This is a genomic window from Enterococcus ureilyticus (genome assembly GCF_001730315.1).
GTDB classification, from domain to species: Bacteria; Bacillota; Bacilli; order Lactobacillales; family Enterococcaceae; genus Enterococcus_L; species Enterococcus_L ureilyticus.
The window spans coordinates 1-13,681 of sequence record NZ_MIKC01000023.1; the positions used below are offsets into that span (position 1 = coordinate 1).

General features: G+C 32.4%; 16 protein-coding genes. 1 reads left to right on the forward strand and 15 read right to left on the reverse strand.

Translation table 11 applies throughout. The features are described 5' to 3' along the window. On the forward strand, positions 1-391 hold a 391-nt coding region (locus tag BCR24_RS09100), incomplete at its 5' end, for an IS3 family transposase (protein WP_141707044.1). Between the two features lie 245 nt (positions 392-636). Here the strand turns inward: BCR24_RS09100 and BCR24_RS09105 are convergent. The 15 genes from BCR24_RS09105 to BCR24_RS09165 form a co-directional block, all read right to left on the reverse strand. Next, complete coding sequence (locus BCR24_RS09105; RefSeq protein WP_069640240.1) at positions 637-1,617, reverse strand: aldo/keto reductase; 981 nt, start codon at positions 1,615-1,617, stop codon at positions 637-639. 592 nt (positions 1,618-2,209) lie between these two features. After that, entirely contained in the window at positions 2,210-2,944 is a 735-nt protein-coding gene (locus BCR24_RS09110) for a GntR family transcriptional regulator (protein WP_069640241.1), read from the reverse strand. 122 nt (positions 2,945-3,066) lie between these two features. Further along, the gene (gene celB / locus BCR24_RS09115; protein ID WP_069640242.1) at positions 3,067-4,425 is read right to left on the reverse strand and encodes a PTS cellobiose transporter subunit IIC; all 1,359 of its coding nucleotides are present in this window, start codon (positions 4,423-4,425) and stop codon (positions 3,067-3,069) included. Between the two features lie 5 nt (positions 4,426-4,430). Beyond that, entirely contained in the window at positions 4,431-4,928 is a 498-nt protein-coding gene (locus tag BCR24_RS09120; RefSeq protein ID WP_069640243.1) for a hypothetical protein, read from the reverse strand. 722 nt (positions 4,929-5,650) lie between these two features. Further along, positions 5,651-5,794: a hypothetical protein gene (locus tag BCR24_RS16875; RefSeq protein WP_157804692.1), complete on the reverse strand. Its 144-nt coding sequence runs from the start codon at positions 5,792-5,794 to the stop codon at positions 5,651-5,653. A gap of 14 nt (positions 5,795-5,808) precedes the next feature. Beyond that, the gene (locus BCR24_RS09125; protein ID WP_069640244.1) at positions 5,809-6,048 is read right to left on the reverse strand and encodes a hypothetical protein; all 240 of its coding nucleotides are present in this window, start codon (positions 6,046-6,048) and stop codon (positions 5,809-5,811) included. 12 nt (positions 6,049-6,060) lie between these two features. Then, positions 6,061-6,528 carry a hypothetical protein gene (locus tag BCR24_RS09130; RefSeq protein ID WP_069640245.1) on the reverse strand — a complete coding sequence of 156 codons (468 nt, stop codon included), beginning with the start codon at positions 6,526-6,528 and terminating at the stop codon, positions 6,061-6,063. 62 nt (positions 6,529-6,590) lie between these two features. Next, positions 6,591-7,031: a hypothetical protein gene (locus BCR24_RS09135; protein ID WP_069640246.1), complete on the reverse strand. Its 441-nt coding sequence runs from the start codon at positions 7,029-7,031 to the stop codon at positions 6,591-6,593. Between the two features lie 498 nt (positions 7,032-7,529). Further along, positions 7,530-8,048: a hypothetical protein gene (locus tag BCR24_RS09140; RefSeq protein WP_069640247.1), complete on the reverse strand. Its 519-nt coding sequence runs from the start codon at positions 8,046-8,048 to the stop codon at positions 7,530-7,532. A gap of 459 nt (positions 8,049-8,507) precedes the next feature. Continuing rightward, positions 8,508-8,975 (reverse strand): hypothetical protein, encoded by a 468-nt coding sequence (locus BCR24_RS09145; protein WP_141707045.1) that lies wholly within the window; start codon positions 8,973-8,975, stop codon positions 8,508-8,510. A 50-nt stretch (positions 8,976-9,025) separates the two neighbouring features. Further along, the gene (locus BCR24_RS09150) at positions 9,026-10,321 is read right to left on the reverse strand and encodes a T7SS effector LXG polymorphic toxin (protein ID WP_069640249.1); all 1,296 of its coding nucleotides are present in this window, start codon (positions 10,319-10,321) and stop codon (positions 9,026-9,028) included. Between the two features lie 226 nt (positions 10,322-10,547). Further along, complete coding sequence (locus BCR24_RS16880) at positions 10,548-10,697, reverse strand: hypothetical protein (RefSeq protein WP_157804695.1); 150 nt, start codon at positions 10,695-10,697, stop codon at positions 10,548-10,550. Next, positions 10,697-10,984 carry a TIGR04197 family type VII secretion effector gene (locus tag BCR24_RS09155; RefSeq protein WP_069640250.1) on the reverse strand — a complete coding sequence of 96 codons (288 nt, stop codon included), beginning with the start codon at positions 10,982-10,984 and terminating at the stop codon, positions 10,697-10,699. Before BCR24_RS09155 ends, BCR24_RS16880 begins: the two co-directional genes overlap by 1 nt. A gap of 304 nt (positions 10,985-11,288) precedes the next feature. Continuing rightward, complete coding sequence (locus tag BCR24_RS09160) at positions 11,289-13,043, reverse strand: hypothetical protein (protein WP_069640251.1); 1,755 nt, start codon at positions 13,041-13,043, stop codon at positions 11,289-11,291. Between the two features lie 73 nt (positions 13,044-13,116). Next, entirely contained in the window at positions 13,117-13,662 is a 546-nt protein-coding gene (locus BCR24_RS09165; protein ID WP_069640252.1) for a hypothetical protein, read from the reverse strand. Positions 13,663-13,681: the final 19 nt, after the last annotated feature.

The window sequence follows — 13,681 nt, forward strand, 5'->3', positions numbered from 1 at the left end:
TCTCAGTCCTTTTCTTGATGGTTTTAATGGAGAAATCATTGCCTATCAATTTCAGCAAAAACCAACGTTGGATTGCGTATTGATTCCTTTAAAAACAGCCATTAAAGAAAGTAAAAAGACCAACTTTCGAACAACAATCCATTCCGATCAAGGGTGGCATTACCAAAATAAACAGTATGTTAGACAATTGAAGCAAGCAAAGTTATACCAGAGTATGTCACGAAAAGGAAATTGTCTGGACAATGCATTAATGGAAAATTTCTTTGGTCTAATGAAACAAGAAATGTATTATGGCCGTAGTTTTTCTAGCTTTGAGGAATTAAAACGAGTAGTTACAAATTATATTGATTATTACAATCATCATCGGATAAAAGCAAAATTGACAGGTTAATCTACGTACAACTTTTAGGGCGCACATCATTACAACTCAATCACTTAGAATCCAAATAAACAGTGGACGCAGAAGCAACCACTACGCTTCGCTTCGATCACATCAAATTCTAAGTGCTAAAGCACTAAGATTTGAAGGCTTCGGAAATAAGCTGAAATTGCTGTAAAACACAGCAAGGAATGAGTTGATGTTGCACAGTACCTACGTGGTTCTCGGGGTTAAACACTTCTATCCCATCCTCATTTTTAAACGTGTCCTACTACTTTGTGAGGGATATAAGGTTCTTCTAAATAAAGAACATCATCTGGGCTTAATTTAAAATCTACGGCACCCACCGCTGTTTCAATATGATTCATTTTAGTTGCCCCAATGACGGGTGCAACTACTGGATTTTTTTGTAGTAACCATCCTAAGGCAATATTCACTTTATTTGTCTCATATTTAGCAGCCAATTCAGCAACACGCTCTATAATTATCTGATCTTTAGCAGCTGTTTCATCATATTTAGCTTTTTGTGCATCATCAGTGGTACTTCGTTTGGTTGCTTCTGTAGCACTTCTAATTAATCGCCCTGATGCCATTGGACTATAGGGTGTAAGCGCAATTTTCTCAGAAAGACAATAGGGAATCATTTCACGTTCTTCTTCACGATAAATCAAATTCAAATGGTTTTGCATAGAGACAAATTTTGCCCAACCATTTTTTTCTGCTACATGATTTGCTTTTTGAAATTGATAAGCGTACATCGCAGAAGCTCCAATATATCTTGCCTTTCCAGCTTTGATAACATCATTTAATGCTTCCATTGTTTCTTCAATAGGCGTAAATGGATCCCAACGATGGATGATATACAAATCGACATACTCTGTTTGCAAACGTTTCAAACTCTGATCTATTTGAGACATAATGGCTTTTCTTGATAATCCTTGACCATTTGGGCCATCAAACATTTTTTGGTGAACTTTTGTTGCTAGCACAATTTCATCTCGATTTGCGTAGTCCTTTAGCGCTTTACCTAAAATTTCTTCACTTCTACCTAAAGAATAAACATTTGCAGTATCAAAAAAGTTGATGCCCAGTTCTAGCGCTCTTTGAATCAGCGGTCTACTTTCTTCCTCTTCAAGTACCCATTTATGAATCCAGTTTTTAGGGTCTCCAAAGCTCATTGCACCTAAACAGATTCTTGAAACGTCTAGTCCCGTATTCCCTAATTTTGCATACTCCATCTTTATCATCCTCTCACTTTTATACTCGTTCTATATTTTATTATACAACTTAAAGTACACTTTAACACAAGGTTTATATGAACTTAGTGTTTAAAGAAAGTTAAACTAAAGGATGTGCGAACAACTATGCACTAAAGCAATGCGAACTCGTTTTAACTTTCGTTACGCACCTCTATCCTCTTCATAAACTGTTGTCCCGAATTCTAAAGATATTTTTCCAATTTTTTTAAACACCATTAACTCTAAATTGCCCCACTTAAACTAACTTCCTTTTGAAGGTTATTATTTTCCAAAAGATACATTCGTTTCGTCTGGAGCAATAAAGACCTATTCCCCGTTTTTTATAAGCTCCCTTAACTCCTGATGCTGGCTTGTTAACCATCTTGGTACTCGCTCTTCATAAATTTTTGGTAAATTGAGCTGCTTTCTCTATATACTGCTCAATAGAAGCTGCTCCAACTTATATTCCATGTACCTGAAATGATATTCCAAAAAAATCTGCTACACTTTTAAAAAGCTGACTTTGAACCTAAAATGTTCAAAATCAGCTTTATTTACTCATAAAACTAGTAGCTCAGCTGAACTTTTTAAATCAGTATGTTTTTTTAAACATAAATAACTCGGCTTTTCGATAATCATAACAAATTTTTGAAAATGCTAATAGCTTTCCTGAACTTAAAAATGTGTCATCTCTGACCACCAATGTTGGAGCACCTATAGGTAATTTAAAAAAACTTGCACCAGGCTCAGAAAGTGCCTCACTACTAATGACTTTGTCAATAAAGCCTATTTTTATGTTTTTATCCTGTTCAAAATAGTTAAAAACTGAATCATACAAATATTCTTCTGGAATTTCTTGAATAATTGACTGTAAAAAGTAAGATTTTTCGGCTAAGTATGGCTTATCATCCAGTGTCCTCAAGCGGTTAACCTCAATCAATTGAACATCCGGAGACAATGTACTATTTTTAGGTAAGAAATCTGCTGCTGTCATATTCACAATCCTACGACTAGCTTCTATAGTCTTGATCGTCCGCCCAGGTCGTGCCATTTCTTCCGTTATTCCAATGTTATTTTGTAAGTTCAGTACTTTTTCATGGCGTTCTGGACGTATAAAAGAACCAATACCTTGAGCTTGATAAATAACCCCCATATCACCAAGCTGCGCCAAAGCTTGTCGGAGCGTATAACGCGAAACACCATAATAAGTCATCAATTTTTGTTCACTTGGTAACTTTCTATTTTCATCTGCCAATTTACCCTCTTGTATTTCATCAATCATCTCTTTGACTAATGATTTAATATCAAATGAATTCTTGCTTTGCATCTTTAGACACTCCTTTTTTATTATGCCTAACGAATAGTAGCTTATTATTTATCTTATACCAACTTATTAAAACAATACCTCTTACTTATATTCTTTCAGCAACTTCTTTGTTTACTTCGGTGCTATACATTTTCTACAGTAGCGTTTGCTTGTTCATCTTGGTACAATTTTCTATCATAAAATTTAATAAATGGAAACCAAATTATAAATGCCACGGCCGCACAGACGATCGCTAATACAAAAGCTCTCCAATCGCCACCTGAACCAATAAATCCTGACAAGCCAAGTGGTGTTGGCCACGCAACTTGAGCTATAGGTGGATTGACCATACCGAATTTTATTGCAAAATAGGCTACTGACATTGAACTCATTGGTGCTAAGAAAAACGGAATCGCTGTATATGGATTGTAGACAACTGGCATCCCAAATAAAATTGGCTCATTAATATTAAACAATGATGGTACAACCGCTGCTTTACCTAAAGCACCTAATTGAGCTGATTTTGCAAAAAACGTGATGAAGATAACCATTCCAAGGGTTGCCCCTGAACCGCCAATCGTTACAAAACTATTGTTAAATTCACCCGCAAAAGGAAGATTCGCTCCATTTTGATTTTGAACCATATTTGATAAAACAATCGGTGTTAAAAATGACGTAACGATTGTTGCACCATGAATTCCGACTATCCAAAGTGCATGCATCAAGAAATATATAACCAATAATCCAACCCAGGTATTGGTCAAATTTGTTACAAAACCAAATGGAATAGCAATCATTTTAAATATATCTGTTCCAAGAGCAACTAGGATGCCATTAATAATAATAACAGTCAATGCAACCATCACAGTTGGAATAAGAGCTGTAAAAGAATTTGAAACACCTGTTGGTACAGTTTCAGGCATTTTGATCACCCATTTACGCTTCACACATAAAGCATAAATTTTAACAGCAATGATCGACATAATAATTGCAGTAAAAATTCCTGTTGTCCCTAGTCGTGTCACACCACCTGACATTTCCCAACCATCAATAATTTTTTTATCATCAGTCACAACATTCACCAATGTAGCAACGCCACCATCAAAAATCAATTCCGGTAAACACATGAAGTAAGCCATCATAGATAACAATGCCCCATTCATAGGATTTAGATTGAGTTTTTCTTCTTGTGCTTGAATTTTTGTATACTCGTAGCCGAAAACGATACAAAAATAAAGTGCCAAAATCCCCATAGTTGCCATATTAGCAAGCATATACAAGCTCTCAACTCGCTCAAACGAAACTTCCCATATTCCTTTTAACACCGGAAAGCTCTGCGGTAAAACAGCAATAATCAGAAACATTGATCCTACGATTGTAAATGGAATCGAGGCCATCCCAGCAGCCATAACGCCACGAACAATTCTAAACTGTGAGATTTTACCCATAGGTCCCATTAAATAGTTATTCAAAAATTTAAATAGTTTGTTTTCTGAATCCATGTTTATCACCTTTCTTTTTTTACATTATTTTCAAAAATTTCCATATGTCTTAAATAAGCATCTTTATTGTGTTCAATTTGCCAAGCACGCCATTCGACAACAATACCAACCAGACACCCCACAAAAAGACTTGCAAGTAACAATCCGCGTCCTTCATTATTGATAAAAGGAAAGAGTAACTGTTGCTGCCCTATTAGGATTATTATAATTCCTAACAAATTACTAAATATCTGTACAGCATATCCAGTTTTAGTAATGAACAAACGATTAGACGGATGCCAATATTTAGTGGTCTGTTCAATTATGATCGCGATATCAATTACAATTAGCAACAAGGGTAGAATAATCCAGATACTCAAAGCTGAAAAAAACAATATACTCCAATATAAATTGATAAAGAAAAAAATTGCAGTAATGTAGCGAAATAGTAGAAAGCGATTGAAATGGATACTTTTTGACTTAGATTGTTTAGTTAATTCTGTTTCAGCTGATATATTTTTCATTTTCCTTTCCTTCCTTTTACGTTTAATGAAGTCCTCACGCCTCCTCTAATAATAAAGCATTTTTGTATCATTACTTCTTTTAGAGTTACTAGCAACCTTACTTGTTCGAACAAGTAAAGAGTAACACATTATCGCAATTATGTAAACGCATTCTTTTTTAAAAATTTGGATACAGAATGCTATTTTAAAAATAAAAATGACAACTTTAGATGATTAGGATAAATAATACTTTAGTTAGAAATTAAAATTAGTAAGTAATCCTACGTCCTTTCTTTTTTGAGCAATCAGATACTAACAATCCCGTTGAAATGTTCATTCACTCCCTTCATGATGTAACGATTTTCTTTGTTATCAAACATTTTATTTCCCTCCTTGAAACACAAAAATAGACCAACCACCATTTAAGATGATTGATCTTCGTAGATATAATATATAGTTGTTTTTGATAAAATACAATTAGTCACTTGAGTAAATATTTTTGGTTAAGAAAACATGTTGACGTAAAAAACTTCCTCATAATATCATCGAAAAACAGCTAAGTAAATTTTGTAGACCCCTGCGTTCTTCAAAATGATTATTAGTTTCTTAGGTAAAATTTTCTTGAATACTCCCTATAATGTATGATGTTTGGTTCAACACATATGCCATACCGTATGACAGAATTTTGGTTACTTGAAAAAAACAACTCTTCTATAGAACTTATCTAATGATTCAAATAGATATTACTTCACATATTTTTCATCATATTTGGAATAATCAGGTTGTTTCTCTCTGTTCATTGCATAGCGTAAATAAGGTTCTTTAGTATTAGGAATAATCATAATAGCAATGGTATCATCTTTTTTTTCTGGGAAAATAATATGCACTCTCCCTACTCTCCCTATTTCCATTTCAAAATATTTTTCCCCTCAGTCGTACCTGAAGTGATTTGATTGACTTCTAGCTTCACATCATTTACGGTCATTGTCGTATCCGTGATTATCATTTCTGAAATTTCACCAGAGTCATTTTGTACGTGCCAAGTTCCTTTAATGCTCTCAGAATTTTTACATGAAACGAGTAAGAAAAAAGTGATTACGTTTAATACTATCACGTAAAACATTTGTTTATTATTCATCATTTTCTTCCTCTTCTACTTTTCTCCCTCTGTTTCTTGTTTTACTTCTTCATACCATGACATAAAGATGTCAGAACTATGAAGGCCATCAGTATTAGAATACATAGGATCATACTTGTATTTAGCTTTCAAACTATTTTCATGCACATCATAATACAATTTGAATTGTGTCGGTACTGGTTGTTCATATTTCTTGCAAACTTCTTCTATTTTTTGTAAGTCTTCAGTCCCTATTCGCAGAACAGCCCATTTTCTATCGGAAGATATATCATATTCTTTTTCCCCTTCAATTATTGCAGAATTGACTTTATTCATGGTTACAATTCGACCATGGATTTGAAAGAATAAATTAAAGGAATACCCCCCATTTTCAATAGAACCATATAAGTAAATTTTTTCTGCTCGATCTTCAATAAATTCTTTAGCGATATCAACCATATCTGCTTGCCATTCCATAAATTCATCTTCAAATGTTTTTGTCATTACATTACTCCTATGCCCAATTTACGTTTTCTTCTTGATAATATTTCCGATATTTTATTATGTTAATTATAGTATTTCTGTTTTAGATGTTCTACCTTCTTGATATCAGTCCCGTACACCATTGTTCTGTAAAACATTCTTCCATCATTGGAATATGGTAGCTCTTCCTGATCAAATTTAATGTTCATTTTATTCAGTTCTTTAGCTAATACTTCTGAGGTATTCTTGTTCTCTGTAGCAGAAATACAATGGGTTCTAGCCCAATTACTTTTCTCTAATTTTGCAGCTAAGTAGCCAACTAGTTCTTTCTCAGTATTAAACTGTTTTTCTGGATATACCTGACCTCTTTCAGAATAAAATAGTTCAAGTTGTGAACCAACTCTTCTTACTCCATATCCTTCTGGATTTGTATTTTCACTCAGATGAATTCCAAACTGATTAAACCCACCATCATCTAACCATTGAAAAAACTCTTTTATTGTTACTGGATAATCTGTACTCAACCATACCACACTCCTTTACATCTATAGTAACAAAAAATTGAACGATTTTACCCTTCTAAATTAAATAAAAAATAGCAACTACCCATAATCTCAAGATAATTGCTGTAATTATTTTATTCAGTTTTGATGCCATATGATTTCATTAATCGATTTCTTTCGGTGCTTGTTCGTTCACTCCCTTCGTGATGTAACGACTCTTTTTTGTTTTAAACATTTGCTCACTCCTTTAGATATAAAAATAGACCAACCACTGATTAAGATGATTGATCTTCATGAATATAATATATAATTATTTTTGAGATGAATTCGCTAGTTTAACCTCATCGTATTAATAAGTAAATCGGCCCTAGAAAGTATCAACTGCTGTTATGCTAAGAAGAAAACACGTATCTATAATCCATCTTTATCTAGACTATTTTTAATTTCACAAATCTAGCTCACCAATCGTAAAATTGATAAAATGCTTTAGTTATCTGAATCGACAGGTTAAATAACTAGCTAAGTGTTTTCTACAGATACATATACTTTTCCAGAATAGTTTGATACATTTTCTATTTTTATAGTGTAATTCTTATTGTTAGTGACATCAAACGTTTTTTCCCCTTTAAACTCAATTACAAAGTGATTATTGTCGAAACTCACACCATCGTTTTTGTTTATGGGAGCTTTTTTTTCAACAACCTCACCGTCAACAGTAACAAATTCTGTTTTTTGTTTTGTTACTGTATCATAAAATATATCTGTTGTTAAATCATGCCAGAGTTCTTTATCGTATTCTGTACTAAACTTTAACTTAATACCATCTTTATTCTCAATTCTAAGTACGGAATCGTAATCCACTTGCTTTACTTTCGGTTCAACTTTTAGCACTATCTCTTGTCCTGGATTGAGTGTTTTATAGCCCAATCCTGCGAATATTTTGGTGTAGTTTATAAAAACTAAAAAACTAAAAAGTAAAGCTACTATCGCAAATACTATGAGTAAGTATGTATATAGCCTCTTTCTATAGGGGTACATTAATTACTCCCCTTTCGGTTTTTATAGTCTTTTATCCCATCTTCAATGTATTATGCATCGTTTGGATTGTCCCCAAAATTACCTTTTTTCATGTTTTCTAACCATTTAGCTATATCTTTATCAGACCAAGCTTGTGCGGCACCTGCACTTAATTTCAGTACAGGATCATCAAACCCTTGTCCAATATAGCCACAAGTTCCCGCAATTGATCAGAGACAAACTTCTCTGCATAGATATAATATAAAGTGGTTTTTGTGTTGGATACACTAATTCACCTTCATCGTATTAATAGGTGAATCTGTCCTAGCAAGTGTCTACTGCTTTTATTAGGGAAGAACAAGCACCTACGCTCTCTCTATCTAGACCATTTTAACTTCACAAAGATACTCCACCAATTCTAAAACTACTATGCTGTTTGGATCAATTGGGATTATGTTTACTATAAGGTTGAATAATGGCTCAAGTATTCTCTACAAATATCTCGATTTTTCCTGAATGCTTTGATACATTTTCTATTTTTATAGTGTAATTCTTATTGTTAGTGACATCAAACGTTTTTTCCCCTTTGAATTCCATTATAAAATTGTTATCATCAAAACTAACACCATCAGTTTTATCTACTGGTGAATTTTTTTTTATCATTTCATTATCAACGATTACCCTTGTTGTTTTCAGTTTAGTAACAGTATTATAAAAAGTATCTGTTGATAAGTCGTGCCAGAGTTCTCCATCACTCCCTGTACTAAACTTCAGCTTAAGACCATCTTTATTTATAATTCTGAGTGTTGAATTGTAATCTACTTGTTCAACTTTTGGTTTAACCTCTACTGTTATTTCCTGTTTAGGATTGAGTGTTTTATATCCCAACCCTGCAAATATTTTAGTATAGTTTATAAAAACTAAGAAACTAAAAAGTACGACTAACATCGCAAATACTATGAATACATATTTATACAGTCTCTTTCGATAGAGGTACATTAATTAATCCCCTTTTGATTTTTATAGTCTTTTATCCCATCTTCAATATATTGTGCATCATTCGGATTATCTCCAAAATTACCTGCTTTCATGTTTTTTAGCCATTTAGCTATATCTTTATCAGACCAAGCTTGTGCGGCACCAGCACTTAATTTCAGTACAGAACCATCAAACATTAAAAAGCCTTGACCAAAATAGCCAAAAAGATAATTACCTAGATAATCTCCTGACATGTCACCTGTCCAGTTTCGTGACCATATAGAAAAATCATAATCTTCACTATAAGCTCTTGTTTTCAAGTCAAGTGGTGCTCCTGTATCAACAATACTTGCAAAATAAAGATAATCTAACGGTGACATACCATCTTTTGTCCCGTTTGCTTTTAGTATATCGTTTCCCATGTTCCTAACTACAGCTTTGATATCAACTCCTGATTGTATAAGATAGTTTGATAATCGTTGTTCAATATCATCAATAATATCTTTCATTTTCGGGTCTTTAGAGAACCATTCATCCCCATATTTTTTTCTAGTATTATTGTATTCATTCAGTGCAACTTTATTCAATTCATACAAATAATCTTCATATGCTTTAACTATTTTTGCTGTTTTAACAGCATCTGAATCAGAACTATTTAGAATAGCTTCAATTTGTTTATCTAGATAAATTGGACTTCGTTTCCAACGTTCATTGATTGGTTTCGCCCAGCTCATATCCAATTTCTTGAGGTCAAAAGTCCCTGTAGAGGCATTCCATGCCTTACAATCCTTCACTTGCGCAATACCATTGTTCAATTCTTGTTGAGAAGAAGTGTATTCACTAAAGAAGCTTGCTGACTGAGCACTGTATGTCCGTAATTTCTCCAGTTTTTCTTTTCGCTTTTGCATGGCCTCATAAGCGTTCATAGAACGTCTTTCTAAGTCTGGTCGCGGCCTTTTCGCATCGCGAATCAAGTCGTCAATCGTGTGTAATAATTCTTGATATTGATCAATCTCTGCTTGAATTTTGTCCTCATCTATATCTTCTCCACCAACAGTAGCCTGATATTCACTTACAAATTTCTTATGCGCACTGGTAAAAGCTTCCGCAGTCATGATAATGGACTGACAAATAGGCGTATACGCCACCATAAAATAATTTTTAGCCGAATCATAGGCTTTACTGGATAAAGGCGCAGACAAGAACAGTTGGATGCTTTGTTGTAAGGAAGACACAGCTTGTTGTGCCTGACTACTAACCTGTGTTGCTTGTAAACTTCTAGCTTGTGCTTCTGACACAATAAATTTAAGTCCCATTCGACATCTCCTTCTCTTCTGTTTTTAAGAAGTTTCGATGTGCTGAATGGACCGAGTCTTCTTTTTCTAACAAGGTTTTACGGTCTTGCGCTAACTGTTCTTGTTCCTCTTCAAATTCTTGTAATGCTTGTCGTGATAAGTGAAAACTATCATCCTGTCGTTCCTCAAAAAAAGCTCTCTCTTCTGATTCTACTTCATTTAGAGATTCCTGATAGATTCGTTGTTCTTATTGTTGTAACGCATAGAATCGTTCTTGTAGTTGTTCAATAAACTGTTGGTCTTTCTTATTATCTCGTTGTGCTTCTTGAAGTTCTTCCAGTTGATTTCGAAACTGGTAGTTTTGATCGTCAAAACGTTGTTGCGAAGTTAACGTCATTACCTTATCCCTCCAATTGAAAGAGTAGGTAACTGCGCAATTTTTTGGTCAATGCGTTCAAACTCTTTCGCAACAGAATTTATATTGTCCCCTGCTTTTACAATACTGTTAGAGACACCTTTTAGACTAGATTGAAAGGTTGAAAAACTTTCAATCGCAGTGCTGTTACCAGCCACGTTGATTTGTCCAGAGCTGACAGAAACAGATATTCTATTTAATGTACTAGCTGATTGACTAAATGAGGCTGAAACCCCACTGGCAATACTAGAATTACTATTAATCGACATGCTTCACTCTCCTTTTTTTAACAAGTCATTAACTTTGTGTCTATTTAATTTTACCAAAGAGCATATCTATTTTCTATACTTTTTGTTAATAAGTAAAAAATATCACTACTTGTGATACGGTTCTGCGTATCGGAAGTGAATGATATTCCTAAAATCCTATAACAGCCTTGGTTTTTTCAATCTCCCAACACTCAAAAAAAACCACATTACTTATGATACGCATGTCCGTATTATAAGTTAACGAGGTTAATTTAATATTTATATTTCAAACTATTTTTAAATGAAGTTTCTAAAAAAATATATATTAAATATCCAATTCACTACCACAACTAGGACATTTTTTTTGCTTCCACATATACTCATTATCATTCTTATTGACTTCTTTATCACAATGTTTACACTTGGCAATTTCATTACGCCTAGATTCAATTGTAGAAAAAATGATTGCTGGTGAATATATATATCGTCTAATCTTATTATGGATTATATCTGAGTCTAAGACAAATTCAATTTTTTTATTTCTTCCAGCAACTCTATCATAAATCATACTGTAATTAATTGCATATATATCTACATCATCATAAGATGCCTCTTTTTGTGACATTCCCCGTCTTCTTCTATGGATAATTCTTTGATAGATTAATTCTTCAAACCACTCATGTCTAACTAAAATATTATTTTCATAATTTGTTTTAATAGCAAAATGACTATACTCTTTCTCTAAACAAAATTTCTTTATATCATTCCAAATATCCATCACTTCAGGTTTATTAACAATATTCTCAATTTTCTGGGTACTAATATTCTCAATAGATGATATAACCATATCTTTACTAATTTTCTTATGTGTATTTCCTCTAGATGCTTTATTAGCTGAGTAATAGCCATCCCAGGAATTCGACAACATATTTAAGAAATCTCTAGAATTCCCCATAGATGCATGTATCAGTAAAAAAAAATTTTGTGTAGTTAATAAATCTGTCACTTTAAGATTCTTATCTGGAACAAAATAATTTAGTCTTTTTTCCACCAGCTCTTTAAAATATTTTTGACATTTTTTTGATTCTGTACTAGATTTCTCAAATATCAAACTATCATCTAAATCAATTCTATGAGGAAGGTCTGATCCCTGAACCAAGCTATGTAAATCCCCTCTTCCAGGAACTATTCCAATCCATATAAAAATTGGATTGACATTGATGGTATCTATAAATTTTGATAAATTTTCTTGTAAACTTTTATCTTTATTTCTCAATTTTTCCCAGTCATCAAAGTAGAATGTAAATCTATCTTTCCCTAATATATCTAATAATTCTTTCATATTATCTTTAAAAGTTGAAATATCAAGATACCTTCTCATATCTGAATGAGTCATAAGTCTGTCCAAGTCCTTTGAAATTTCTTTTTCATTAAGCTCAGCATCAATACTCATTCCATTCTTAGAAGATAATTTCATATTCATTTTTTCTATTGATTCGTTAATATTTTCAAGTGTCCTTTCTTTTTCTACTCTCATTTTTTGATCATCATTTATTGTTAAATTACCTATAGATGCTGTAAATAGACACTGTTCTAAGAAATTTATAGCCTCCAATATTTTATACTTACCTTTTCTTTTAACCAAAAATTCAAAAAAGGTGTACTCTATTTGTTCAAAATGATATAACAACTGCTTTGATATTTCTTCATAAATTTTTATACTAAAAATTTTGTTAGTTGCATCTAAATCTAAATTTTCTGGAAAATTAAGTTGTTTCAAATTAATGTAAAAACAAAAGTTTTTTTCACTAGTGTGATTTATTCTTTCCCTTGCTAGTAAAAGTAAATGTGTTTTTCCTGTTCCACGTAAACCAGATACAACACCACTGGATCTCATACTTTTTTTTACTAAACTTTCTAAGTGACCGTTTATATCTACATATAACTCATCTAATTTTTTTAAATTTTCCATTGTCCCTGTATCAATAATATCAGTATCACTATTAGTCATTACAAAAGATTCATGCATTTTATCAATGAAATCGGATTCTTTTATTAAATTATTTAGTTTTTTTTCCACATCAAAACCTCAATCTTTCTTAAAATTAATTAAAAATTTTATTTTCTATATCAATAATCTATAACTTCATTTCTCAACACTTTATACAAATCCTTAGCAACAAATGTATACACCAAATTAAAGTATTTATCATCTTCTTTACTAAATTATCAATATTTTTAGCAAAAGAATTTCCCCTTAGGCTAAACATGATTCTTCGAGCAGTTGTATTAATATAACTTTTCTTACTCTTTTTTTCATCTATTAAGATTGCTGTATCTTTAAAAATCGTATCAATTTTCTTAACAACTAGCTTTTCTAAGTTCTTATTGATTTCCTCAGTATATTCTTCGGTTTCATTGTTACTAATATCGTTGTCTATACTCTTAAAGAAGTGATATAACCTAGATAATAGTGTTTCTCCCGTTTCAGAATAGTTCTCTAGTTTCAAAAAATCTAACAAATTACAATATTCATCTAATCCTATTTTTAATTTATCCAGCCAAATTTTTGTGTCTTCTTCATAATGACCTTCTGTTACTATTTTTTTTAATAATACACTTTTATTTTCCTCATTTACGTATTGACTTAGAAAGTAATTGAAGCCATTGCCCACTATAAATACAACTTTTTTATTCATTTTCTACTTCTTCGCATTT

Excerpts from the sequence above, each read along its gene's own strand:
- BCR24_RS09105 (WP_069640240.1), bottom strand. The coding sequence starts at position 1,617 with ATGGAGTATGCAAAATTAGGGAATACGGGACTAGACGTTTCAAGAATC.
- BCR24_RS09110 (WP_069640241.1), bottom strand. The coding sequence starts at position 2,944 with ATGCAAAGCAAGAATTCATTTGATATTAAATCATTAGTCAAAGAGATG.
- celB (WP_069640242.1), bottom strand. The coding sequence starts at position 4,425 with ATGGATTCAGAAAACAAACTATTTAAATTTTTGAATAACTATTTAATG.
- BCR24_RS09120 (WP_069640243.1), bottom strand. The coding sequence starts at position 4,928 with ATGAAAAATATATCAGCTGAAACAGAATTAACTAAACAATCTAAGTCA.
- BCR24_RS09125 (WP_069640244.1), bottom strand. The coding sequence starts at position 6,048 with ATGATGAATAATAAACAAATGTTTTACGTGATAGTATTAAACGTAATC.
- BCR24_RS09130 (WP_069640245.1), bottom strand. The coding sequence starts at position 6,528 with ATGACAAAAACATTTGAAGATGAATTTATGGAATGGCAAGCAGATATG.
- BCR24_RS09140 (WP_069640247.1), bottom strand. The coding sequence starts at position 8,048 with ATGTACCCCTATAGAAAGAGGCTATATACATACTTACTCATAGTATTT.
- BCR24_RS09145 (WP_141707045.1), bottom strand. The coding sequence starts at position 8,975 with ATGTTAGTCGTACTTTTTAGTTTCTTAGTTTTTATAAACTATACTAAA.
- BCR24_RS09150 (WP_069640249.1), bottom strand. The coding sequence starts at position 10,321 with ATGGGACTTAAATTTATTGTGTCAGAAGCACAAGCTAGAAGTTTACAA.
- BCR24_RS16880 (WP_157804695.1), bottom strand. The coding sequence starts at position 10,697 with ATGACGTTAACTTCGCAACAACGTTTTGACGATCAAAACTACCAGTTT.
- BCR24_RS09155 (WP_069640250.1), bottom strand. The coding sequence starts at position 10,984 with ATGTCGATTAATAGTAATTCTAGTATTGCCAGTGGGGTTTCAGCCTCA.
- BCR24_RS09165 (WP_069640252.1), bottom strand. The coding sequence starts at position 13,662 with ATGAATAAAAAAGTTGTATTTATAGTGGGCAATGGCTTCAATTACTTT.